General features: G+C 73.7%; 18 protein-coding genes. 6 read left to right on the top strand and 12 right to left on the bottom strand.

The genetic code is table 11. The features are described 5' to 3' along the window. Positions 1-83 precede the first annotated feature (83 nt). Positions 84-755 carry a PASTA domain-containing protein gene (locus O7622_RS04585; protein WP_282312003.1) on the bottom strand — a complete coding sequence of 224 codons (672 nt, stop codon included), beginning with the start codon at positions 753-755 and terminating at the stop codon, positions 84-86. A gap of 104 nt (positions 756-859) precedes the next feature. On the opposite strand from O7622_RS04585, the gene O7622_RS04580 reads away from it, so the two are divergent. Continuing rightward, positions 860-2,179 (top strand): hypothetical protein, encoded by a 1,320-nt coding sequence (locus tag O7622_RS04580; protein ID WP_282312002.1) that lies wholly within the window; start codon positions 860-862, stop codon positions 2,177-2,179. Positions 2,180-2,303: 124 nt separating this feature from the next. On the opposite strand, the gene O7622_RS04575 is transcribed toward O7622_RS04580, so the two are convergent. Then, entirely contained in the window at positions 2,304-3,782 is a 1,479-nt protein-coding gene (locus O7622_RS04575) for a glutamate--cysteine ligase (protein WP_282312001.1), read from the bottom strand. 258 nt (positions 3,783-4,040) lie between these two features. Continuing rightward, on the bottom strand, positions 4,041-4,622 hold the full coding sequence (locus O7622_RS04570) for a YceI family protein (RefSeq protein ID WP_282312000.1): 582 nt from the start codon (positions 4,620-4,622) through the stop codon (positions 4,041-4,043). 99 nt (positions 4,623-4,721) lie between these two features. Between O7622_RS04570 and O7622_RS04565 the strand changes: the two genes are divergently transcribed. Further along, positions 4,722-5,213 (top strand): MarR family transcriptional regulator, encoded by a 492-nt coding sequence (locus O7622_RS04565; protein ID WP_282311999.1) that lies wholly within the window; start codon positions 4,722-4,724, stop codon positions 5,211-5,213. 281 nt (positions 5,214-5,494) lie between these two features. Here the strand turns inward: O7622_RS04565 and O7622_RS04560 are convergent, their stop codons facing one another. The 8 genes from O7622_RS04560 to O7622_RS04525 all read right to left on the bottom strand — a co-directional run bounded on the left by O7622_RS04560 (position 5,495) and on the right by O7622_RS04525 (position 18,757). Continuing rightward, on the bottom strand, positions 5,495-8,026 hold the full coding sequence (locus O7622_RS04560; RefSeq protein ID WP_282311998.1) for a helix-turn-helix domain-containing protein: 2,532 nt from the start codon (positions 8,024-8,026) through the stop codon (positions 5,495-5,497). A gap of 100 nt (positions 8,027-8,126) precedes the next feature. Next, complete coding sequence (locus O7622_RS04555; RefSeq protein ID WP_282311997.1) at positions 8,127-9,275, bottom strand: acyl-CoA dehydrogenase family protein; 1,149 nt, start codon at positions 9,273-9,275, stop codon at positions 8,127-8,129. 66 nt (positions 9,276-9,341) lie between these two features. Next, on the bottom strand, positions 9,342-10,874 hold the full coding sequence (locus O7622_RS04550) for an acyl-CoA carboxylase subunit beta (protein ID WP_282311996.1): 1,533 nt from the start codon (positions 10,872-10,874) through the stop codon (positions 9,342-9,344). Between the two features lie 190 nt (positions 10,875-11,064). Beyond that, positions 11,065-11,985, bottom strand: coding sequence for a hydroxymethylglutaryl-CoA lyase (locus tag O7622_RS04545; RefSeq protein WP_282311995.1), 921 nt, complete (start codon positions 11,983-11,985; stop codon positions 11,065-11,067). Between the two features lie 41 nt (positions 11,986-12,026). Beyond that, a complete protein-coding gene (locus tag O7622_RS04540) occupies positions 12,027-13,364 on the bottom strand; it encodes a biotin carboxylase N-terminal domain-containing protein (protein ID WP_282314036.1) in 1,338 nt (445 codons plus the stop codon). A gap of 77 nt (positions 13,365-13,441) precedes the next feature. Further along, complete coding sequence (locus tag O7622_RS04535; RefSeq protein ID WP_282311994.1) at positions 13,442-14,056, bottom strand: TetR/AcrR family transcriptional regulator; 615 nt, start codon at positions 14,054-14,056, stop codon at positions 13,442-13,444. Positions 14,057-14,127: 71 nt separating this feature from the next. After that, entirely contained in the window at positions 14,128-16,971 is a 2,844-nt protein-coding gene (locus O7622_RS04530; protein WP_282311993.1) for a hypothetical protein, read from the bottom strand. Then, positions 16,964-18,757 carry an HSP90 family protein gene (locus O7622_RS04525; protein ID WP_282311992.1) on the bottom strand — a complete coding sequence of 598 codons (1,794 nt, stop codon included), beginning with the start codon at positions 18,755-18,757 and terminating at the stop codon, positions 16,964-16,966. Before O7622_RS04525 ends, O7622_RS04530 begins: the two co-directional genes overlap by 8 nt. A 118-nt stretch (positions 18,758-18,875) precedes the next feature. On the opposite strand from O7622_RS04525, the gene O7622_RS04520 reads away from it, so the two are divergent. Then, positions 18,876-20,147 carry an MFS transporter gene (locus O7622_RS04520; protein ID WP_282311991.1) on the top strand — a complete coding sequence of 424 codons (1,272 nt, stop codon included), beginning with the start codon at positions 18,876-18,878 and terminating at the stop codon, positions 20,145-20,147. On the opposite strand, the gene O7622_RS04515 is transcribed toward O7622_RS04520, so the two are convergent. After that, on the bottom strand, positions 20,148-21,293 hold the full coding sequence (locus O7622_RS04515) for an FAD-dependent monooxygenase (protein WP_282311990.1): 1,146 nt from the start codon (positions 21,291-21,293) through the stop codon (positions 20,148-20,150). It lies immediately after the preceding gene. A 98-nt stretch (positions 21,294-21,391) separates the two neighbouring features. Here O7622_RS04515 and O7622_RS04510 point away from each other — a divergent pair, with 98 nt between their 5' ends. From O7622_RS04510 to O7622_RS04500, 3 genes are read left to right on the top strand one after another with little or no spacing between them, the layout of a single operon-like run. Then, positions 21,392-21,985, top strand: coding sequence for a TetR family transcriptional regulator (locus tag O7622_RS04510; protein ID WP_282311989.1), 594 nt, complete (start codon positions 21,392-21,394; stop codon positions 21,983-21,985). Between the two features lie 16 nt (positions 21,986-22,001). Then, a complete protein-coding gene (locus O7622_RS04505) occupies positions 22,002-22,532 on the top strand; it encodes a SigE family RNA polymerase sigma factor (RefSeq protein ID WP_282311988.1) in 531 nt (176 codons plus the stop codon). After that, the gene (locus O7622_RS04500) at positions 22,529-23,722 is read left to right on the top strand and encodes a hypothetical protein (protein WP_282311987.1); all 1,194 of its coding nucleotides are present in this window, start codon (positions 22,529-22,531) and stop codon (positions 23,720-23,722) included. Before O7622_RS04505 ends, O7622_RS04500 begins: the two co-directional genes overlap by 4 nt. The last annotated feature ends 11 nt before the right edge of the window (positions 23,723-23,733 follow it).

The following is a 23,733-nucleotide window of genomic DNA, read 5'->3' as shown; positions in this document are numbered from 1 at the left end:
CCACCGGGACGGGGCGCGCGGCCCTCGATCGTCCACCGTAGCGGTCCCCGGCGACACCGGCTGGGATCAGCGCGCCGCGCTCGTCACGGAGTCGGCGGCGGGGAGACCGTCGGCGGCGTGGACGCCTTGTCGCCGCAGGTGAGCGTCACCTGGTCGTTCCATCGGGCGGTACTGCCGGCCACCGGCTCCTGTGCCGTGACCGGACCCTGGCGCCCGGTGGCGTACCGGGGATAGAGCCCTGCCTCCACCAGGTCGTCGGCCGCGTCGGAGCAGGACAACGTGCCCACGTCGGGCACGGTGACGGCCGGCGCCGGCCCGGAGACCCACATGGTGACGGTGGTGCCACGCTTCACCGGGGTGCCGGGAGCCGGTGAGGTGCGCTCGACCGTGCGTCCGGTGCCCGTACCGAAGACGAGTCGCCAGCCGAGGCGGCGCTCGCGCAGATCCCGGCGGGCCTGCTCGAAGTCGGCGCCCACCACCCCGGGCACAGCGAGCCCGGCCGGGGCGCTGGTGCGCGTGCCGGTCGGCCGGGCGGCGGTGGTCGGCGGCGCGCTTGTCGCGGAGGCCGATGTGGACGCGGCGGCGGGCGGAGCGGAGTCGCCGGGCGCGGCCGAGCGCTCCGGCTCACCGGCCAGGATCCACCCGACGCTGGCGCCGATCACGGCCAGCAGGACCACCGCCATACCACCACCGAGGAGCAGCCTGCCCCGTCCCGGTCCGGTGCCGTCGCCTGCCGGTTGCCGCTCGTCCGTCATGCTCCCTCGTCCTGATCATCGACGACCGTATCCGTTGCTTACTGACAGTCACGGTCCGTCGTTACGACTCGCCGCGCCGACCACGGGACGTTACGCTCCCCGGCATGGTCAGACGGGGCTGGGGAGGATCGACAGCCGCCGCGCTCGGCGTCGCCGCCGGCGCGGGTGCCGCGCAGCTCGGTTTCGGGTACGGGCTGGGCATCATCAACTGGGCGCCGGCCGGCGCGGTACGGGCCGAGGCGGCGTGGGTGGCGAGCCTCGCCTGGGCGACCTGGATCGCGGCGACATCAGTCATCGTCGGTGCGGTCTGCGCCCAGCGCCTGCGCGGTAGCGACGACGAGCCGCGGGGCGCGCTACCCCGGCTCGGCCTGGCGCTCGCCGCGGGTGTCGGTGCGATCGTCACCGTCCTGCTGGTGGCGGTTCCGGCGCGGGCGGCCCGGGTGCCGGACGTCTCCGCGCCGCAGGCCGTCGCCGCCGCGTACGCGGGCGCGGGGCTGCTGCTCGGCGTACTGCTCGCCGTCTGGGCGCTGCACACCCGTGCCGCCGCCACCAACCTGATCGCCACCACCGGCTGGCTCTGGCTGCTCGCCGTGGTGTCGGTGGTCGACGGGGTGATCGCCGGTCGTGGCCTGACCACCGCCCAGCTCGGCATCTGGCAGATCAGCGCGGACCGTGGTGCGTTCTGGATCCGCGACTACTTCTACTGGCCCGGCGCGCTGCTGTCTGTTCTCTCCGCCCTGGTGATCGGCCTGACGGCGGCCCGCCGAGCCGCCCGCACACCGGAGATCCGGGTCGGCGCGGCGGCCTCCGGGGCGGCCGGACCGCTGCTCGTCGCGCTGGCGTACCTGCTGGCCGTGCCGCGCCTGGCCGGGATCGCGGCGGAACAGTTGTCGGCCCACCTGATCGCCCCGTACGCGGTGATCGCCGGCGTCGGCGGCTCGATGGTGATGGCCGCGCTGGCCCAGCGCGCCGAGCGCCGGAGCGCCGAGCGGGTGACAGTGCCCCGCCAGCGCACCGGCGAGCCGGACCCCGCCGACGGGGAGCCCGCGTCGACCGGCGGGAACACGGCCGAGCCGGACGGAGGGCCGACGTCGGGCGACGAAGCGACCCGGCCGACGGGGTCGGCGTCGGCGATCTCGGGTCTCGCGACCGGACCGGACAAGGCGCCGGACCCGTTGGCCGGTTCGTCCCGGGACGCGGTGTCGGAGGGCGAACCAGGAGCGGCATCGGGTCGGACGGAGACGGAGCGGGGTCGTACCACCCGGTCCACCACCGGCCGCCGGGGCCGGGCCGCGCCACCGCAACGGCAGCCCGAGGCATCCGAACAGGTCGTCCCCGCAGGGCCCCGCGACAAGATGACCGACGAGACGAAACCGCAGGCCGACCCGCCCCCGACCGCCGAGAGCACCCGCCGGGGCCGCTGAGCTGACTCGCACCCGCCCCGCTACTTGATCTTGCAGTGGTGGCCCCTCGAATGTGCCGAATGCGAGATTTGCGAGGGCCGCAAGTGCAAGATCGACGAGCCGGGGCGGGGAGGCAGGGGACGGGTCAGTCGACGGGCCAGGTGTGAACGGGTTCGTTGCCGCGCTGGAGCTCGGCGTACCGCTGGACCATGTGGTGCAGCGCGGCCTCCCGGTCCAGGCCCCGGCTCCGCTCGGCCGTCCACACCGTCTCGGTCTGCCAGACCGCACCGTTGCGGCCGGTACGGCAGCGGCCCTCGATCACGCCGAGCAGGCGGTCCCGCTCGGCCGGGGCGACGCCGAACCGGTCCAGCCCCTGCGCGGCCACCGGCAGCAGCGTGTCGAGCACGAGCGTGGTGACCGGTACGTCCCCGAGCCGGGGCCAGTGCAGGACCGCCTCCATGCCGCGCCGGGCGGCGGCGTGGAAGTTCTCCTCCGCCGAGCTGAACGTCAACTGGCTCCAGATCGGGCGGTCCGACTCGGCGAGTCCGCGGGCCAGCCCGAAGTAGAACGCCGCATTGGCGAGCATGTCCACCACTGTCGGGCCGGCGGGCAGCACCCGGTTCTCCACCCGCAGGTGCGGGCGGTCGTTCATGATGTCGTAGACCGGCCGGTTCCAGCGGTAGACGGTGCCGTTGTGCAGCCGCAGCTCACCGAGTTGGGGTACGCCACCGGCGTGCAGCACCTCGACCGGGTCCTCCTCCTCGCAGATGGGCAGCAGCGGCGGGAAGTAGCGGACGTTCTCCTCGAACAGGTCGAAGATCGAGGTGATCCAGCGTTCGCCGAACCACACCCGGGGCCGTACGCCCTGGGCCTTCAGCTCGTCCGGGCGGGTGTCGGTGGCCTGCTGGAACAGCGCGATCCGGGTCTCCGCCCAGAGCTGCCGGCCGTAGAGGAACGGCGAGTTGGCGCCGACGGCGACCTGCACGCCGGCGATGGCCTGGGAGGCGTTCCAGTAGTCGGCGAAGCTGTCCGGCGCGACCTGGAGGTGGAACTGGAGGCTGGTGCAGGCGGCCTCCGGCGCGATCGAGTCGGTGTGCGTACGCAGCCGCTCGACACCGTTGATGTCCAGCTCGATGTCCTCGCCGCGGGCGCCGACGATCTGGTCGTTGAGGACGCGGTACCGCTCGTTGGTGGAGAGGTTGTCGGCGACCAGGTGGCGTTCGGTGAGCGTGGGCAGGATGCCGACCATCATGATCGTCGCGTCGGACTTGGCGGCCCGCTCGTCGGCGCGGCTGAGACTGCTGCGCAGGTCCTGCTCGTAGTCGGCGAAGCCGCTGCCCTCGATCAGCCGGGGCGAGGCGTTCAGTTCGAGGTTGAACTGCCCCAGTTCGGTCTGGAACAGCGGGTCGGCGATGTCGGCGAGAATCTGGTCGTTGCGCATGGCCGGTTCGGCGGCGGCGTCGATCAGGTTCAGCTCGATCTCCAGCCCGGTCATCGGGCGGTCGGCGTCGAAGCCGAAGTCGTCGAGCATCAGCGCGAAGACGTCCAGACACCGCCGGACCTTCTGCCGGTAGCGGACCCGATCCTCGCGGGAGAAGGCGCCCTGCTCGACGTCTCTGCCCATGTGTGTCCTCCCGGCGCCGGTGCGACGGAACCGTACCGTTCCGCAACGCATTGTGAACCATTCACATGGTGGGCGTAAGTGCGCCCGCCCCACCACCCGGCTGGACGGGCGACAGGTCTGCACCTGTACCCCGTCACCGCCGTCACCAGCGCGTCCGTGCGGAGAACTTCACGTGACGATTCGCACCGCCGGGGCGTACGCGAGAGCAGGGCCCGCACCGTCGGCGGACGGTGCGGGCCCTGCGGGCCTGTGCCGGGCTCAGCCCTGGCGGATGGCCTCACCCTCGATCTCGATCTTGACCTTGCGGCCGACCAGGACGCCGCCGGTCTCCAGCGCCACGTTCCAGGTCAGACCGAAGTCCTCCCGGTCGATCTCGGTGGAGGCGGAGAAGCCGAAGATGTCCTGCCCGAACGGGCTGCGGCCGACGCCCTCGAACTCCACCTCGAGCTCGACCTGACGGGTCACGCCCTTGATGGTCAGCTCGCCGACGAGCACGAACTCGTTGCCCTCGCGGGACTTCACCTCGGTGCTGCGGAACTCCAGCGTCGGGAACTGCTCCGCGTCGAGGAACTCCGGGCTGCGCAGGTGCGCGTCGCGGTCCGCCTGGGCGGTGTTGATGCTGGCCGCCTGGATGCTGGCGGTGACCGAGGACTGCATCGGGTCGTCGGCGACGGTGATGGTGGCGGTGGCGTCCGCGAACTCACCGCGTACCTTGCTGACCATCATGTGCCGCGCGACGAAGCCGACACGCTTGTGCGCGGCGTCCAGCACGTAGGTGCCGGGGGTGGGGATGGTGAGACCCTCCCAGTCGCGGGTAGTCGCCTCGGTGCTGCTGGTCATGATGCTCTCCTCCGGAAAAATGTTTAGGAGCCCAACGACTGACTGAGCAACTATAGTTGAGACAATATTCCCCGTGTCAAGTGTTGCTAGGATGGTGGCGTGGACCAGAACGTGTTCGACGACCCCAAGATCACTGCCGTCGGCCTGCTCGTCGAGGCGCACGCCGGGCTCGCCGCCCGGTTCGCCGCCCAGTTCGAGGAGCACGACCTCTCCCCGGTCGAGTTCGAGGTGCTGACCCGGCTCGCCCGCTCACCCAACAACCAACTGCGGATGACCGACCTGGCCGCGCAGACCTCGCTCTCCACCAGCGGCGTGACCCGCGTGGTCGACCGGATGGAGCGGGACGGGCTGATCTGCCGGCGAGCCTGCCCGTCCGACCGGCGCAGTTCCTTCGCTGTGGTGACCACCGCCGGGCTCAGCCGGCTGGACGACGTCCTTCCCGGCCATCTGCGGATCATCGAGCAGTGGTTCACCGGCCAGCTCGACCCGGCACAGCTCGACGGGCTGCTGGACGGGCTGCGCCGGGTACGCGACGCGGTCCATCCGGGCGCCACCGCCGGCAGCACCGAGCCGGCCGAGAACGCCGCCTGACGGTCCGCGACCTGCCGGGCACTACCTGCCGGGCACCGGCAGAATGACCGGCAGAACCGCCCAAACGGCCGGACAAAGCGGTCCACATATACGCGAATCGGTCGTCCGACCTCGGTAGTCTTCCGGCTGCGGGGGGCACCGGGGGGTGCTGGCGCGAGCGTGGAGCGAGGGGCAGCACCAGGGGGCTACTTCGCTCGCGCCACCCCCGCGCCCTCCGTCCCGTCCGTGCCCGGCCGACGCGCAGTGCGGCCACCGCGACCCCCCGGGTGACGACAGGACGCTCATCGCCCCCGTCGGGCCGTCAGGGAGAACAGCAACTCCTCCTCCTGCGGCAACAGGCTGACGCCGGTGACCTGTCGCGCCACGTCCAGCCGATCCAGCACGGCCGGATCAGCGGTGCTGACCGCCAACCCCACCAGCGCCTCGACCAGATCCCGCCGGTCGGCGACACCCTCGGCCGCGTCGGCAGCAGCGGCGAACCACTCCGCCGCCAGCTCCCGGTCTCCCCGGTGCAGCGCCACGTGCCCCTCGATCAACCCGCGCAGCGCGTCCTCGGTGCGCACGTCCCCACCCGGGCCGGGCGGATCGAGCATCTCCACGGCCGGCGGACGGCGCCGGCCCGGCACCACTCCCGGCGGCCACAGCTCGGCGATCGTGGCCAGCGCCTCGTCGGTGCGCCCGGCGTGGGCGAGCGCCAGCCCGACCGCGCCGACCGTCCGTCCCCGCCGCCCGGGATCACCCAGCTCCGCGAGCGCGGCCGCCACCCGGCGCCCCTGCTCGGCCGCCTCGGCGTATCGGCCCTCCAGGCGGGTCAGCTCGGCCTGATCGGCCCGCGCCAGCACACGCAGGCGCTGGTCACCGCACTGTGCCGCCAGGCGGTCGACAGCCGCCAGCCGCCGCCGGGCACCGGCCAGCCGACCTTCGCGTACGTCGTGCCAGGTCAGGTGGGCCTGGGCGACTGCCATCTCGCGTACCCGGTGGTGCCGGGTGGCCGACGCCAGCGCGGCCTCGGCCTGCTCGCGGGCCTCGTCGTGCGCGCCGAGCCCGAGCAGCAGCGCGCAGAGCACGGACCGGGCGGACAGTTCGCCTGTCACGTCGCCCGCCTCGGCGAAGACGACAAGGGCGGCCCGGGCCGCCGGCAGCTCCTCCGCACCCGCGCCGTGCTCGGCGGCCAGCCGGGCCGCGCCGAGCATGGCCCAGGCCCGCAGCGTGGGCCGGGCACCAGCGGTACGCGGATCGGCGAGCAGCCGCCGCAGCCGGCGCCGGCCGGACACGTCCCGCCCGCGCAGCCGCCACCATCGGGGCAGTGAGGCGGCGAGCAGGAGCGCGGTCTCCGGCGCGTGCTCGGCGGCGTACGCCAGCGCGGCGGTGATGTCGCTCGTCGCCTCGTCGAGCACGTGCACCGCGCCGGACATCTGTGCACCCACCAGCCCCGGCGCGGTGCGGCGGACCAGACCGGCGATCACCGCGGCGTGCCGCATCCGGATCCGGGCGGTCTCGCCCTCCACGTCGGCCTGTTCCGCGGCGAAGTCACGGACCGCGTCCAGCAGGCGGAACCGGAACGGACCGGTGCCTCGGACACTCAGCAGGCCCAGCTCGCGCAGCCGGTCCAGCATCGGCGCGGCGTCCCACCGCCGGCCGCCGTCGGCGAGCAGATCCTCGGCCAGCTCGACCGACCAGCGGTTACGGAACGCTGACAGCCGCCGCAGCGCCGCCCGGTCGGCGGTGGCGAGCAGGTGATAGCTGGTCGCCACGGCGTCGCGCAGCGTCACAGTGCCGGCGGACGGGTCGGCGGGCTCCCAGCCGGGGCGTACGCCGGTCAGGTCCAGGACGCGGTCGCCGTAGCGGTCGAGCAGCTCGGTGACGTCGAGGATGCGTCCCCGTGCGGCCATCAGCTCGATGGCGAGCGGCAGTCCGCCGAGCCGGCGCACGAGCGCGGCGAGCGCCGGCAACTCGGCCGGGGCCGGTGGTTCCCGGCGGGCCTGGGCGAAGCGGGCGGCGAACAGCGCCGCCGCCGGCCAGCGGTCCAGGCCGGCCCGGTCGGCGGGTTCGGTGCCGGGCGGCGGTACGTCCAGCGGCGCGACCGGCCGGACCATCTCACCGGCCAGGCCGACCGGGCGGCGGCCGGTCACCAGCACCCGCAGCGTCGGCACGGCGGCGGTCAGGACGCGGAGCGCCTCGGCCACCGGCTCCGGCGCCCGGTCGACGGCGTCGACGAGCAGCAGCGCCCGCCGGTCGCCGATCCGGCAGGACAGGTCGGCCAGCCGGTTCACACCGAACATCGACGCCGACGCGGCGAGCACGTCGGCGGCGTCCGAGCCCTCGCCCACGAGCACGCCTGCCACGCCCGCCGGGTGGCGGGCCGCCACCGCGTGCGCGACTGTGACGGCCAGCGCCGTCTTGCCCACCCCGGCAAGCCCCACGAGGCTCACCACCGGGTACGCGTCGAGCAGGCCGGACACCTCCGCCACGTCCCGTTCCCGGCCGAGCAGCGGTACGGGCTGGGGCAGCGCCACCGGCGGATCGTCGTCGGCGGCACCGGCTGGGCGGGATGCCGCGGGCCGGGCGGTGTCGACGAACTCCCGCCGCTCGTCACCGCTCAGGCCGAGCGCGTCGGCCAGCAGGTCGACTGTGGTGCGCTGGGGCCGGGTGGCCCGCCCCCGTTCCAGATCGCGGACCGTCCGTACGCCCACGCCGGCCCGTCCGGCCAGCTCGGCCTGGGTCAGGCCGACGGCGAGCCGGTGCCCGCGCAGCAGGCCGGACAGACCGGTACGACCGCTTGGGCCTCGCGCACGGTCATGATCCGGAGTCATGGGCACGAAGATTACGGATGGACTCCGACGCTCCACAGCCCATCGTCAACCACCCGACCGTCCACCGCCGATATCCGACAGGGCGCGGTTCCGGGCGTCCTCACATGCCGAGGTCGCGCGCGATGATCATGCGCTGCACCTCGCTGGTGCCCTCGCCGATCTCCAGGATCTTGGAGTCGCGCCAGAAGCGGGCCACCGGGTACTCGTTCATGAAGCCGTACCCGCCGTGGATCTGCGTCGCCTCGCGGGCGTTGTCCACAGCCACCGTGCTGGCGTGCAGCTTGGCGATCGCCGCCTGACGCTTGAACGGCTCACCGGCGAGCATCCGGGCGGCCGCGTCGTAGTAGGCCAGCCGGGCCGTGTGCGCCTTCATCTCCATGTCCGCGATCTTGAACTGGATGGCCTGGTAGTTGCCGATCGGCTGGCCGAACGCCTGACGCTCCCTGGCGTACTTGATCGACTCGTCCACGCAGCCCTGGGCCAGGCCGACGGCGAGCGCCGCGATGGCGATCCGGCCCTCGTCCAGGATGCGCAGGAACTGGGCGAAGCCCCGGCCGCGCTCACCGAGCAGGTTGGCCGCCGGTACCCGGCAGTCGTCGAACGTCAGCTCATGCGTGTCCGACGCGGTCCAGCCGACCTTCGAGTAGCCGGGCGCGACTGTGAAGCCGGGCGTACCCGACGGCACGATGATCGTGGACAGCTCCTTGCCGCCGTCCGGCCGCGTACCGGTGACGGCGGTGACGGTGACCAGCGCGGTGATGTCGGTGCCGGAGTTGGTGATGAACGCCTTCGATCCGTTGATCACCCACTCGTCGCCGTCCAGGACCGCCCGCGTCCGGGTGCCGGCCGCGTCCGACCCGGTGCCCGGCTCGGTGAGCCCGAACCCGGCCAGCGCCTCACCGCTGAGCAGCTTCGGCAGCCACTGCGCCTTCTGCTCCTCGGTGCCGAACCGGTAGATCGGCATCGCGCCGAGCGACACCGCCGCCTCCAGCGTGATCGCCACGCTGGAGTCGACCCGGGCCAGCTCCTCCAGCGCCAGGCAGAGCGCGAAGTAGTCGCCGCCCATGCCGCCGTGCTCCTCCGCGAAGGGCAGCCCGAACAGGCCCATCTTGCCCATCTGACGGACGATCTCGTACGGGAAGGTGTGCTGCTCGTAGTGCTCGGCGATGGTGGGCGCGACCACCTCGCGGGCGAACTCCCGCACGCTGGAGCGCAGCGCCTCCTGTTCGTCGCTGAGCCGGAAGTCCATCTGATCCTCCTGGTGGGACGGCGGTACGGACGGGCCGGGCGCTCGTGACGCCGGGGCGGGGGTGGGTCAGACGGGAGTGACGCCGTGCCGGCGCCGGGAGAAGTGCCGCTCCTTGCCGCGCGCGGCGGTGAACCGGCGTACCAGCTCGGCGCGCAGCTCGTGCGGCTCGACGATCGCGTCCACCACCAGCTCGCTGGCGAGGCGGACGACGTCGATGTCGCGCTCGTACTCCTCGCGCTTCGCGGCCACGAACGCGGCCCGCTCGGTCTCGTCCTCGATGGCGGCGATCTTGTTGGCGTAGACCGCGTTGACAGCGGCCTCCGCGCCCATCACCGCGATCTTCGCGGTGGGCAGCGCGATCGTGGCGTCCGGCTCGAAGCCGGGACCGGCCATCGCGTACAGACCCGCGCCGTACGCCTTGCGGACCACCACACAGATCTTGGGTACGGTCGCCTCGGAGATCGCCGTGATCATCTTGGCGCCGTGCCGGATGATGCCCTGCTTCTCCACCGCGCTGCCGACCATGAACCCCGGTACGTCGCTGAGGAACAGCAGCGGCACGTTGAACGCGTCGCAGAGCTGCACGAACCGGGTCGCCTTGTCGGCCGAGTCGACGAAGAGCACGCCGCCCTTGAACATCGAGTTGTTGCCGACCACGCCGACGACCTCGCCGTTCAGCCGGCCGAACCCGATGGTCAGCTCCTTGGCCCACAGCGCCTGGATCTCGAAGAAGCTGCCCTCGTCGAGCAGGCCCTTGACGTACCGGCGCATGTCGAACGCCTGCCGCTCGCTGGCCGGGACCAGCGCGGCCAGGTCGGCCTTCTCCGGCGCGGCCACCGCCTCGGCGGCCGGCGGGTCCTGCTTCCAGTTCGACGGCAGGTAGGACAGGTAGGTCCGCACCACGTCGAGCGCGTCGTTCTCGGTCTTGCAGAGGAAGTGACCCACGCCGGACTCGGCGCAGTGCACCTTCGCGCCGCCCATCGCCTCCAGCGTGGTCTTCTCGCCGGTGACCATCTCGACCATCCGGTCGGAGCCGAGGTACATGCTGGCGTTGCCGTCCACCATGGCGACCACGTCGCAGAACGCCGGGATGTACGCACCGCCCGCCGCGCTCGGCCCGAACAGCGCGCAGACCTGCGGGATCGAGCCGGAGGCGCGGACCTGGTTCCAGAAGATCTTTCCGGCGCCGCGGCGGCCCGGGAACAGGTCGACCTGGTCGGTGATCCGGGCGCCGGCCGAGTCGACCAGGTAGACCATCGGGACGCCGGTCGCGTAGGCCCGCTCGATGATCCGGATGATCTTCTCGACGGTACGCGCACCCCAGCTGCCGGCCTTGACAGTGGAGTCGTTGGCCATCAGGCAGACCTGGCGGCCGTCGATCGTCGCGGTGCCGGTGACCACGCCGTCGGCGGGCAGCCCGTCGGCCATCGCGTTGGCGTAGAGCCCGTCCTCGACGAAGGAGCCCTCGTCGACCAGGTACGCCACACGCTCGCGGGCGAACAGCTTCCCCTTCGCGGCGTTCGCCGCGTGGTACTTGTCCGCACCGCCGGCGCGGGCGCGCTTGCGTAGCTGCTCCAGAGCCTCACCGTCGAGCGTCACGCCGACTCCCGTTGCCACGGCCCCCGCACAGGGCACCCACCGACCTGAACGATCGTTAGGCTACCCCACCCGCCCCGTCCCCGGCACCCCACCACACCCCCGCACCCCGTCCACCCCCGTGATCAAGGAGTTCGTGTCCTCATCCGGGCCCCCGAAGGACACGAACTCCTCGATCAACGGGGGAACAGGGTCAGGCGGGGAGGGGGGTCAGGCGGGTTCGGGGGCCGGCTCGGAGGACCCCGGACGGGAGCTTCTTGCCCACCAGGTCTTCGGCCAGCCCGGCGGCCTCGATCAGGGCGTCCAGGTCGATGCCGGTGTCGATACCCATGTCGTGCAGCATGTGCACCGCCTCCTCGGTGGCCAGGTTGCCGGTGGCACCGGGGGCGTACGGGCAGCCGCCGAGGCCGCCGACGCTGGCGTCGAACTCGGTGATCCCCAGTTCCATCGCGGTGAGCATGTTCGCCAGCGCGGTGCCACGGGTGTTGTGGAAGTGCAGCAGCACCGGCAGGTGGGCGTTTCGGTCCCGGACCGCCGTCACCAGTTCGCGGACGCGCCGGGGCGTACCCATGCCCGTGGTGTCGCCGAAGGCGACGCGGTCCGCGCCGTCGCGGGCGACGCGGTCGACGATCGCGGCGACCCGGCGGGGATCCACGTCGCCCTCGTAGGGGCAGCCGAAGCTGGTCGCCACGATCACCTCGGCGGTCGCGCCCGCGCCGTGCAGCAGGTCGATCAGCTCGGCGATGTCGTCGAGCGACTCGTCCGTGGAGCGGTTGACGTTGCGGCGGTTGTGCGTGTCGCTGGCCGATACCACCACCTCGATCTCGGTGAAGCCGGCCGCCAGCGCCCGCTGCGCGCCACGGGTGTTCGGCACCAGGGCGGAGTAGCGCACGCCGCCGACCTTCTCCGCCCGCTGCCACACCTCGTCGGCGTCGGCCATCTGCGGAATCGCCTTCGGGTGGACGAAGGAGACGGCCTCGATGCGCCGCACCCCGGTGCGGGACAGCGCGTCGAGCAGCCGCACCTTCGCGTCGGTGGGGATGGGCTCCTCGTTCTGGAGGCCGTCGCGGGGACCGACCTCACGGATGCTCACGGATTCCGGAAGTTGCGCCATCAGGTTCACCTCACTTGAGTCGAGCATGACACCGGGTGGCGTCAGCGCATCCGGGAGACGATGCCGGTGTCGTAGTCGCCGGAGAGGAACTCCGGGTTCTCCAGCAGCTCGGCGAAGAACGGCAGGTTGCACTTCGGGCCGACGATCTCGAACTGGGCGACAGCCGCCCGCGCCCGCTCGACCGCCTCCTCGCGGGTCGCCCCGGTGAGGATCAGCTTGGCCATCAGGCTGTCGTAGAACGGCGTGACGGTGTTGCCGGCGACGTAGCCGGAGTCGACCCGGACGCCGGTGCCGGACGGCTCGTTCCAGGTGGTGATCGCGCCCGGGCCGGGCAGGAACCGCCTCGGGTCCTCGGCGTTGATCCGCAGCTCGACGGCGTGACCGCGCGGGGTGAGCGCGTCCGGGTCGAACGTCGGCGCCAGGCCGGACGCCACCCGCAACTGCTCCTCGACCAGGTCGACGCCGTAGACGTACTCGGTGACCGGGTGCTCGACCTGCAGCCGCGTGTTCATCTCCAGGAAGAAGAACTCCTGCGTCGAAGGATCGAGCAGGCATTCCACAGTGCCCGCGTTGCGGTAACTGACCGCCTCGCCGGCCCGTACCGCCGCGGCCAGGAACCGCTCGCGCAGTTCGGGCGACACCGCCGGGGACGGCGACTCCTCGACCAGCTTCTGGTTGCGCCGCTGCACCGAGCACTCCCGCTCGCCGAGCGCCACCACCCGGCCGTCCGCCAGGCCGAGGATCTGCACCTCGACGTGGCGCACCCGGGGGAAGTACCGCTCGATCAGCACCGACCCGTCGCCGAACATCCGCTCGGCGAACGCGCGGACCTTGTCGTACTCGGTGCGCAGCGCCGCCTCGTCGGCTGCGACGCCCATGCCCATGCCGCCGCCACCGGCGGCGGCCTTGACCATCACCGGGTAGCCGATCTCCGCGGCGGCGGCGACCGCCGCGTCCAGGTCGCTCGCCGGTTCGGTGGTGCCGGGCGCGACCGGCACCCCTGCGGCCGCCATCAGGTTCCGGGCGTTGATCTTGTCGCCCATCGCGCTGATCGCGTCGGCGCCGGGCCCGACCCAGATCAGGCCGGCCCCTTCGACGGTACGGGCGAAGTCCGCGTTCTCGGACAGGAAGCCGTAGCCGGGGTGGATCGCCTGCGCGCCGGTGCTACGGGCGGCGTCGAGGATCGCCTCGACGTTCCGGTAGCTCTGCGCCGGGTTCGCCGGGCCGACGCAGACCGCCTCGTCGGCCTCGGTCACGAACGGCAGCGCGCCGTCGGCCTCCGAGTGCACCGCGATCGTCCGGATCCCGAGCCGCCTACCGGTGCGGATGATCCGCCGCGCGATCTCCCCCCGATTCGCGACCAACAACGATTCGATCATCTTCTGCACGGACGTGACCCCTTCTCGACGCAAAGCCGGGGTCTCTTCTTAACATGCGTTAAGGTACGCGCGGCGTGTCAGGTCGGGTCGGTGGGCGCGAGCAGGGCCGCGAGGGTCGCGCCGCGCAGCAGTTCGGCCCGGCGCCGGCGGTCCACCTCGCCGCCGAGGAACGGTGTCGAGTTCATCAGGCCGAACGCCGCGTGGGCGAGCACCCGGGCCGCGCCGTCGGGCAGGCCGGGGTGCAGCGCGGTCAGCACGGTGACCCATTCCTCGACGTACATCCGCTGGAGCCGGCGGATCCGGCGGCGCGGCTCGTCCGGGAGGCGGTCCAGCTCGTGCAGGTGCAACGCGATAACCGCCGGGTTCGCCAGCGCGAAGTCGACGTGGAAGTCGATCAGCGACTCCAGCGCCGCACGCGGGTCGCCCGGGTGACCGGCGGCCCGTTCCCGCCCGCCCGTGAGCAACCCCTCACTCACCGGGATCAGAGCGGCGACGAGCATCGCCTCCTTGCCGGCGAAGTGGTGGTAGAGCGCGGGACCGGTGACACCGGCCGCCGCGCCGATGTCGTCCATCGACACACCGTGGTAGCCGCGCGCCGCGAAGAGGCCGACCGCGATCTCCAGGATCTCGTCCCGCCGGGACCGGCGCCGGGCCGCACCCGCCGCACCCCGTGCCTGCTGTTCCACCGCCACCGGACCAGCCTAGACCTCGCGATCGAACTGGGGCAGCCGCGGTTACCCAACGGTTGCCCCAGCCCGTCTTGTCAGTCCTCCTCGATGCCGTGGTCGGCGCGGACCTTCGACGCCTCGGCCTCCCGGCCCTGCTCGTCGAGCGCGCGGGCGAGCAGCCAGGCGGCCTGCGTGGCGGGACGGGAGCCGGTGGGCAGCCCGCCCAGAACCGGGCGCAGCAGTCCTTCGGCCTGCTCCGGCCGCCCGTCGCGCAGCAGCAGCTCGCCGGTCAGCACCTCGACCTGCGCCGCCTCGCCGAACGCCTCGATCGACCGGAGGCGCTCCGGCACCCCGTCCACCCGGTCCAGCGCGGCGGTGAGACGGTCCTCGCCGATCAGCACCCGGGCCACCGCGTCGGCGGCCATCGCCCGCTCGTACGTGACCACCGGCGCCTCGTCTGCCTCGGCCGGGAGCGCGGTCGCCGCCTCGTCCACCCGCTCGATCGCTGCCACAGCGGCCGGCAGGTCGCCGGACCAGTGCAGGGCGAGCAGTTCCCGCCGCCGGGCCCGCAGCTCGTCCACCTGGAAGCCGGCCAGCCGCCAGGCGGTCGCCGCCGCCGCGAACCGCTGCGCGGCCAGGGCGTCCCGGTCGGCGTCGTAGAGCAGGCCACCGGATTCCTCCAGCACCTGCGCCCGGTGGGGGAGATTGTCCGGCCCGTCCAGGTTCTCGGCCAGCGTGTCGAGCACCGTAAGCGCCAGATCCGTCTCACCGAGGCCGGAGTAGATGCCCGCCAGCGTGTGCCGGCACCGGTCCGCCTCGGCCTGCGCACCGGCCCGGTCGAGCCCGAGCACCGCCTCCTCGGCCACCTCGGCGGCCTCGGCCAGCCGCCCGGCCACCCGGTACGCCTCGGCCAGCTCCCAGCGCAGCAGCGCGTCACCGTCCAGCCCCTGCTCGACGCAGAGAGTGACAGCCTCGGCCAGATCCTCCACCGCCTCGCCCGCCCGGTCGGCGGCCATCAGCGCCCGGCCCCGGGTGACCCGCAGCGGCAGGTGGGCGCCGGACGGGGCGACCGACAGCGCCTCCTCGCACGCGGCCACCGCGTCGGCCGGGTCGTCGGTGGCGCGGGCGTACGCCAGGCAGGCGCCGGTGAGCATCTCCGCGTCGCCCAGCTCGCCCGCCAGCCGGCGGGACCGTGCCGCCGCGTCCCGGAACTCCTCGGCCCGCTCCAACTGCTCCAGCACATGCGTGCGGTGCAGCGCGACCCGACCGGCCAGCCACGGATCGGCGTCCGCCTCCGCCTCGGCCCGGTCGAGCGCGTCGAGCGCCTCCGCCCACTGCTCGCGGTGCACGTGGGCCAGGGCGAGCCGGTCCCAGCCGGCGGCCCGGTCACGCGGCCCGCCGTGCTCGGTCAGGTAGCCGGCCGACTCCCGGGCCAGGGCCAGGCCCTCGTCCGCGCTCTCCTCGACCATGCTGAGCAGCACACCGAGCCGCCCGGCGACCACCTGGGCGCGCAGCGGGTCCGGCACCTCCCGCCACGCGGCGAGCGCCTCGCGGTTGACCTCGATCGCCACCGGCACGCCGTCGTCGTCCTGGGACAGCTCACCGGCCCGCAGCTCCAGCCGCCAGGCGCGGGTGGTCGCCGGCACGTCGGCGTCGCCGAACCGCTCGTCGTACGCGTGCAACGCGGCGACCAGGCCGCCCCGGCGGTTGGTGCGCCAGCACTCCTCGGCCAACGCGAGCAGCTCGTCGGCACCGGCGTCGGCGGGCACCGTCACCGGCTGCGGAGAGGCCACCGGCGCGTCCGAGCCGGTACCCGGCGCGGGAACCGCCGGGCGGCGCAGGCTCGCGGAGAGCGGCAGGTGCTCGCCGACCGGCCCGGCCGCCACCTTGCGGGCGATCAGGCCGGACTGGTGCGTGGTGCCGTTGCGCGCGTCGAAGCGCTCGGCCAGCGCGGTCGCCGTACCGGCCAGCTCGTCGGCGAGCACACCCGCCGGCACGCCGGCGGCCGGCCGCTCGCCGGAGGCGCGGCGGTGCACAGTCAGCTCGGCCGGCACCTGACGCAGCGCGGCCGAGGCGGCGGCCGCGAAGTGCATCGCGGCAGCAGGGGTGGGCGCCCGGTCCAGCCAGTCCAGGTGGCGCTCGACCAGTTCCAGGGCGCGGGCCTCGTTGCCGGTCACGGTGCAGAACTCGACGTGGTCGGCGATGTCCCACAGGTCGGCGAGGTGGCCGCGCACCCGCCGGTACGCCTCCCGGTGCGCGTCCCGCGCGGCATCGGTGCGGCCGGTCTCGCGGTAGGGCGTGAGCAGCGCGGTGAGGATCCCCTGCGGCTGCTCGCTACAGGTGAGGCGCCCGGCGAGCACCGGCTCGGCCAGCGCCACCGCCTCCCCGTGCCGGCCGTGCCGCACCAGGTGCGCGACCTGCGTGGTCGGGTCGCAGCCGGCGCAGTCGGAGAGCGTGTCGCGGGGCGCGGTCATCCACTTGCGGTACCACTGCTCCGCCGCCTCGTCGTCGCCCAGGTGCGCGGCCACCAGGTAGCGGTGCTTGTAGACCGCCTGGAGCGAGTGCCCGGAGTCGCGGTAACGCCGCTCCATGTCGTCGAGCACCGCGTACGTCCGGTCCAGCGGCAGCTCCGGGAACTTCACCATGGCGTTGACCATGTACTTGAAGAACCAGAGCAACTGGTGCGTGTAGCGCTGGTGGTAGGGCTGCGGGTCCTTGTCGTACTCGGCCAGGCACCAGGAGAACGTGACGAAGGACTTCGCCGGTTCGCCGCCGTAGACGTACGCGGTGGTGCCGGTGACCCGGGCCGCGAAGGCGAGGTGCCGGTCGTCACCCGCGTCGGCGCGGCGCAGCAGTTGTTCGAGCGCGGCGATCTGCCCCGGCCCGTACGGCATGGACTCGATCTCGTGGTGCATCCGCCAGAGGTCGTCGTCAGTCACGGGTCTCTCCCGGTACGGCCCGGCCGAGCAGGCCGAGGAAGGAACTGTTCAGCAGTGCGGCGTCGGCCGCCCGGATCGGGTGGTGCCCGAGCAGCAGAGCCTGCCCGTAGAGCGCCTCGACGGCCAGCCCGACCAGCTCCGGGTCGGCGAGCGTGGTGACCCGGCGGACCAGCGGGTTGCGGTGGTTGAGCACCAGTTGCGGGCGGTCCGGCGGGGCTGAGGCGGCGAGCGCGTCGAGCACGCCGCCCCACAGCTCGTCGGCCTTGTCCCGGCTGGCGGCGAGCTGGTCGTGGAACGCGGCCGACCGGGACACCAGGTAGAGCGCCGGCAGCGAGACCGGGTCGTACGCCCGGATCACGACCTCGCATCCGAGCCGTTCCAGGGCCCGCTGCGCGGCGGTGAGGAACGGCCGCAGGGCCAGTTCGGTCGCCGGGTCGAGGATCTCGAACCGGGTGGTGAGGTCGCTCGGCTCCAGTCGCTCGATCAGCACCGACCGGTCCACTGTGGGCAGCCGCTCGATCAGCTCGGTGTCGTACGTGTAGCCGCCGTTGACCACCGCCAGGCCCTGCGCGGCGGCCACGGCGGCGAGCTGGCGGAACTCGTCCAGGCTGGCGGCGTACCGGAGCACGCCGTGCCGCTGCCGGAACTCGGCGAGCGTGAGCGTGCCGACGTTGGTGTCCATCGGCCACCACTGGTCGACCAGCCGCAACATCTCGTCGTCGTGCATCGCGAGCGCCTTGACCCCGAGGTGGTGCACCTGGAGGAACTCGCCGAGCCGGCGCGGGTCGTGCTTGGCGAGCCGGACCAGCCAGCCGCGGATCTGGTCGCCGAGCGCCTCCCGGACGGAGGTGAGCAGCGCGTCCTCGTAGAGCGCCTCGCGGCTGGCGGTGGGCCGCAGCTCACTGGCGTCGACCACGCAGTGGGCGAAGAAGGCCCACTCGGGCAGCAGCCCGTCGGCGTGCTCGCTGAGCAGCATCCGCTTGAGGTAGACCCGGTGCCCGGCCCGGGCCGCCGGGTTCACCGCGGCGGGCAGGATGAAGGCCACGCCGGTCAGGCCGGCCTCGGGCACCGACAGCGGCACCACGTCGAACGGGACGAACCCGAGCAGCTCCTGCGCGTAGCGCTGGAGGGCGGCCCGGTCCACCGGCGCACCGGGCGTGGTCGGCCACGGCGGCGGGCCGGCGGTGGTCGGCGTGTCACCGACCCGCACGTCGACCGGCAGCAGGCCGCCGTAGAGGCGGGCCAGCTCGGTGACTGTGGGTACGCCGAGCCACTGGCCGGCGTCGCGCCGGGGCACCAGCGTGACTGTGGTGCCGGGCTCGTCGCGAGCCTGATCCGGCTCGGCGAGCCGCACCGCGTACCGCCCGTCGGACCAGCCGGTCCAGAGCACCGTGGGCTCGTCGGCGTGCCGGGTGACCACCCGGATCTCGTCCGCGACCAGGAAGCAGGAGAGCAGGCCGATGCCGAACTGGCCGAGGAACTCGTGCCGGGAGAAGCCCAGGTCGTCGCGTTTGGAGCTGCGGCCGATGGTGGCGAGCAGTTCGTGCACCTGCGCCTCGGTCAGGCCGACGCCGGTGTCGTGCACGCGCAGCGTCCCGTCGCCGGTCAGCTCCGGCGGCTCGATGCGGACCCGGGCCGGGGCTTTCGGCTCGGTGGACCGGCGCGCGGTGATCGCGTCGACGGCGTTCTGGAGCAGCTCGCGCACGTAGACCCGCGGACTGCCGTAGAGGTGATGACTGAGCAGGTCGACCACGCCACGGAGGTCCACCTGGAAGGTGCGGTCCAATCGCGCTCCCGGTTCGGATTTTCGGCGCTCACCGTACCGGTCAGCGCCGACAGTGTCCGTCCCGTTTCACACCGGCGGCTTGACCCTCCACCGGGTGCAGGGCACACCGTCTCCCGGCATGACGATCACCACCGCGCCGGGCCGCGACTACCGGCTGCTCTGGTCCGCCGCCGTCTGCTCGCAGGTGGGCGATTCCCTGCGTACGCCGGCTCTGGCCCTGCTGGCCGCCACGCTCACCCGCGACCCTCGCGCGGTAGCCGCGGTGACAGTGGCCGGGCTCCTTCCGCCGCTGCTGTTCGGCCTGCTCGGCGGCGTGTACGCGGACCGGTGGGACCGGCGGCGGACGATGGCGGTGGTGGACGGGGCGCGGGCCGTGGTGGTGGCGGCGCTGGCCTGGTCCGTGGCGACCGGGCACGCCGGGATCGTCACGCTGGTCGCCGTCGCCTCGCTGCTCGCCCTGCTGGGCACGCTCTTCGACGCGTCCGCGTACGCGCTGCTGCCCACCGTGGTGCCGCCCGAAGGGCTGGCGGGCGCCAACGCCCGCCTCCAGGCCGGAACGGCTGTGGCCGGCGGTTTCGTCGGCGCACCCCTGGCCGGTGTCCTCTTCGCCGTCTCCCCCGCACTCCCGTTCACCGCCGACGCCCTGACCTTCGCCCTGGCCGCCGTCCTCATCCTCGCCATCCCCGCCCCGGCTCCCCGCCGACCTTGCACTTTCCGCCCCGGCAAGCCCGCACAAAAGGGACAGTCCAGGGGCCACAACCGCAAGATCAACGAGAGCAGGGGCGGGGTTTGGGAGGGGGTTCGGTTTCTTCGACGGGATCGGGTTCTCCGGGCGCTGACGGTGGGGACAGCCGGGTCGAATCTGGCCGTCGGAGGGCTGGCCTCGGTGCTCGTGCTCTATGCGCTGGCCGTGCTACGGGTGCCGGAGGCGGCGTACGGGCTGTTCGCGGCCGGCGCTGTCGCGGGCGGGCTGGGCGGCGCGCTGTTCGCCGGACGGCTGGCCGCCCGCTTCGGCACGCTGCCCACGCTGCGTGTCGTGTTGCTCGGGCAGACGCTGGCGCTGGCCGGATTCGCCCTGGCCCGGCACCCGCTGACCGGCGGCCTCGCGATGGCCGGGTTCACCGCCGGCTCCACGATCTGGAACAGCCTGCGGGCGGCGTACGGGCAGCGGCACGTACCCCCGGATCTGCTCGGCCGGGTGGGCGCGGCACAGCGGGTTGCCGGGCTGGCCGCCGCCCCGGTCGGCGCGGTGCTGGCCGGTGTCGCCGCCGAGGCGTTCGGCCTGGCGCCTGTCCCCTGGGCGGCCGCCGCGGTCTTCGCCCTGGTCACGGCCGCCGTCTGGGTGACCTTCCGAGCGCGTACCGCCCTGTCCGTCGCGCCACCGCACTGATCACCTGCCCGGCCGCACGGGCTCGAAGCCGGCCAGGCGAACGGCGATCCGGTGACGGACCGGCGGGAGCGTGGAGACCGCCCGGAGCAGCAGATTCCGCAGCGGTCGCACGGCCGGCGGCGCGGCGGCGAGCCGGGTCAGCCCGGCGGCGAAGCCGAGCACCTCCTCGGCGCGGGGGCGGCGGTCGGCGGCGTACCGGTCGAGGGCCTGCGGACCGGCGGCGAGCGCGTCGCCGAGCGCGACCGCGTCCCGCAGGCCGAGGTTCATCCCCTGCCCACCGGCCGGGCTGTGCACGTGCGCGGCGTCCCCGGCGAGCAGCACCGGCCCGGACCGGTAGGTGCTCGCGATCCGGTGGTGGATCCGGAACCGGGACGACCACGCCATGCCGGTGACCCGGTCCGGCCGGCGCGCCGGACCGCGTTCGTCGAGCAGCGCCTGGAAGTGGTGCGCCTGCGGGTCGCGCGGCGCGTCGGCCACTGTGGCGACCAGCCGGACCGTGCCGTCGGGGAGCGGCGCCCAGACCAGCGGGCCCTGCCGGGACAGGAAGATGCTCACCTGGTCGCGCGGGAGCGCGCTGTCCACGCGGACGTCCGCGAGCAGGAACGACTCCCCGGGGTCGGCCGGGCCGCCGAAGCCGATGCCGGCCAGCTCGCGGACCCGGCTGTGCATCCCGTCCGCACCGACGACCCAGCGCGCCCGGACCGCGCGGCCGCCGTCGAAGCGCGCGACGGCGCCGTCGCCGTCGAGGTCCAGGCCGGTCATCTCGTACGGCCGCAGCACACGCCCGCCGAGCGCGGTGAGCCGGTCGGTGAGCACCGCCTCGCTCTCGGCCTGGGAGATCAGCAGCGCGTACGGGTGGCGCGACGGCAACCTGTCGAAGGGGACGGTGAGCAGCACCCGGTCCCGGTCGCGGACGCTGAACCGGGCCGAACGCAGCCCTCGGGCGGCCAGTGGCGCGGCGACCCCGATCCGCTCCAGCACTTCGAGGGTGCCGGCGTGCACGACCGCGGCACGTGAGGTGACCGGCGGCTCGGCGAGCCGGTCGACGACTGTCGCGGTCACGCCGTGCCCGGCCAGCGTGACCGCCACGGCCAGGCCGGTCGGCCCGGCTCCCACCACGAGGACGTCGGTGCGTTCGGGGAGCATCGCTTCCACCTCCGGGCTCAGGTCAACGAATGTTTGCCAACGCTTGTTGACTTCACTGTAGAACCGATGTCAACACGTGTTGGCATACAGTCGGGGACGTGACCGAACCCGCCACCCGCACCCGCCGCTCCGACGCCACCCGGGCGGCCATCCTGCGCGCCGCCCGGGAACGCTTCGCCGCCGACGGTTACGACCGGGCCACCATCCGGGCCATCGCCGCCGACGCCCGCATCGACCCCTCGATGGTGATGCGCTACTACGGCAGCAAGGAGGGGCTGTTCGCCGCGGCAGCCGAGTTCGACCTGCGCCTGCCCGACCTGATCAAGGTGCCGCCGGAACGGCTCGGCGAGACACTGACCCGGCACTTCGTGCGCCGCTGGGAGGCGGACGGGACACTCGTCGCCCTGCTCCGGGCGGCCGCCACCAACCCCGGCGCGGCCGAACGGATGCGCGGGATCTTCGCCGGCCAGCTCACCACCGCGGTGGCCCGGTCCGGTGCCGACCCGGCGACCGCCGCCCGCCGGGCCGGTCTGGTGGCCAGCCAGATCCTCGGTCTCGCGCTCACCCGGTACGTCGTCCGGCTGCCACCGGTGGTGGACCTCGACCCCGAGGAACTGGCCGACTGGGTCGGACCGACGATTCAGCGCTACCTGACCCAACCTTTGCCCCCGTCCCGCGCGTCTGGCGGGTGACGGAGGGAGGAGCCGGATGAGGCGTGACGCGGACGACGGGCGGGCGGACTACCTCGCCTTCGTCGAGTCGCACCAGCACCGGCTGCTGCGCGCCGCGTACCTGATCTGCGGGAACCGCCACCAGGCCGAGGACCTGCTTCAGGACGCGCTGCTCAAGCTGGCGCTGCGCTGGTCGACGGTACGCGACGGCGACCCGGCCGCGTACGTGCGCGCCATCCTCTACCGCGACGCCGTCTCCTGGTGGCGACGCCGGCGGCGGGAGTGGCTCAGCGCGTACCCACCCGACCGGCCGGGTGCCGACGCGGACGCCGCGCTGCGGCTCACCGTGCGCGCGGCTCTCGACCGGCTGCCGCCACGTCAACGGGCCGTCGTGGTGCTGCGCTACTTCGAGGACCTGACCGAGGTCGCCACCGCCGAGGCGCTCGGCGTCACCGTCGGCACCGTCAAGAGCCAGTGCCACGACGCGCTGCGCAAGCTGCGTGACGTCGTACCCGCCCCCGGCACGTCCGGAGACGTCCTGATGACCGGGATGGAGGCGAACCCGTGAGCGAACCCGAGCTGACCCGGCTGCTGACCCGGGCCGCCGAGGAGATCCGGCCGACCCGGCCGGCCGAGGCCGGATGGGAGCGGGCCGGACGGGTCCGCCGCGGCCGCCGGGCCGCCGGCGCCGCAGCCGTCGCCGTGGTCCTGCTCGGCGGCGGTACGACCGCGCTCCTGCACCGCTCCGGCCCACCACCTGCGGCACCGCCTCGCCCGACTGTGACGTCGGCGCCGAGCGCCCCTGTGGTGCAGCGGCCGCCGGACCGGCTCGGACAGGCGGGCGACCCGCTGGGCCGGCTCGGCGACCGGGTCGCCTTCGCCCTCTCCGACCGCCCGGTGAGCCGGGCGCTGGCGCTCTACCAGCCGGTCGACCCGGAGACCGGCGACGCCGGTCCGGTCCGGGTGCTGGGTGACGACGGCATGGTCCGGGAACTCGACGTGGTGACGCTCGCGCCCACCCGCGACGCCGGGGGCAACGAGGCCGCTCCGCTCAAGCCGGGCAGCCTGTCGCCGGACGGCCGGACCGCCGCGTTCGCCCAGACCGGCGAGGTCGTCGTGGTCGGCCTGACCGACGGCGCGGTCCGCCGCTATCCGCTCACCGGCTACCTGGAACACGTGGTCTGGGCCGGGGACCGGCTGCTGGTCGGGGACAACGACACCGCGTACGAGCTGGACCGGCGCACCGGGTCGGCGCGGAAGCTCCCGGTCGACCCGTGGACGCTCGTCGTACCCGAGCCGGCCCGGTCCGGTGACCTGTTCACAGTCGGCGGCTGGTCCGGGGACGGCGGCCTGGCCGTACGCCGGTTCCCCGCCTCCGGTGGCGCGCCGGAGCGGCGGCCGGTGACCGCCGGGGAGCTTCCTCCCGGCTACCAGCTGAACGAGGTCTACGGGCGGGGCTGGCAGCGCGGCGACCGGATCGGCCAGGCCGGGTGGACCACCACCGCGGGTGCCGCCGGCACGATGAGCGGCGCCGAGGGCGTGGCGGTGCTGGACGCCCGTACCGGGGCGGTGACCCGCCTGCTCGACCTGGGCCGCGAGGACCGGACCAAGGGGTGCTGCGAGGTGTACGGGTGGACCGCCGACGGCGCGGTGCTGCTCCGCTACGACGCCGGGCTGGCCCGGTGGCGGCCGGAGACCGGTGCTGTCGACTGGGTGGCGAGCAACGTCCCCGGCCGGCTGTCGATAGCCGGCCGCTGACCGGCCGGGAC

It is taken from the genome of Micromonospora sp. WMMD1076 (genome assembly GCF_029581475.1).
GTDB classification, from domain to species: domain Bacteria; phylum Actinomycetota; class Actinomycetes; order Mycobacteriales; family Micromonosporaceae; genus Micromonospora; species Micromonospora aurantiaca.
Note: the sequence above shows the minus strand (reverse complement) of the source record. Positions and strands in the feature narration are given on the sequence as shown.

Bases quoted from the DNA above. Each gene is read 5' to 3' on its own strand.
- O7622_RS04545 (WP_282311995.1), bottom strand. From the start codon at position 11,985: ATGGCGCAACTTCCGGAATCCGTGAGCATCCGTGAGGTCGGTCCCCGC.
- O7622_RS04560 (WP_282311998.1), bottom strand. From the start codon at position 8,026: ATGACTCCGGATCATGACCGTGCGCGAGGCCCAAGCGGTCGTACCGGT.
- O7622_RS04505 (WP_282311988.1), top strand. From the start codon at position 22,002: ATGAGGCGTGACGCGGACGACGGGCGGGCGGACTACCTCGCCTTCGTC.
- O7622_RS04540 (WP_282314036.1), bottom strand. From the start codon at position 13,364: ATGATCGAATCGTTGTTGGTCGCGAATCGGGGGGAGATCGCGCGGCGG.
- O7622_RS04570 (WP_282312000.1), bottom strand. From the start codon at position 4,622: ATGACCAGCAGCACCGAGGCGACTACCCGCGACTGGGAGGGTCTCACC.
- O7622_RS04555 (WP_282311997.1), bottom strand. From the start codon at position 9,275: ATGGACTTCCGGCTCAGCGACGAACAGGAGGCGCTGCGCTCCAGCGTG.
- O7622_RS04520 (WP_282311991.1), top strand. From the start codon at position 18,876: ATGACGATCACCACCGCGCCGGGCCGCGACTACCGGCTGCTCTGGTCC.
- O7622_RS04580 (WP_282312002.1), top strand. From the start codon at position 860: ATGGTCAGACGGGGCTGGGGAGGATCGACAGCCGCCGCGCTCGGCGTC.
- O7622_RS04515 (WP_282311990.1), bottom strand. From the start codon at position 21,293: ATGCTCCCCGAACGCACCGACGTCCTCGTGGTGGGAGCCGGGCCGACC.
- O7622_RS04575 (WP_282312001.1), bottom strand. From the start codon at position 3,782: ATGGGCAGAGACGTCGAGCAGGGCGCCTTCTCCCGCGAGGATCGGGTC.
- O7622_RS04585 (WP_282312003.1), bottom strand. From the start codon at position 755: ATGACGGACGAGCGGCAACCGGCAGGCGACGGCACCGGACCGGGACGG.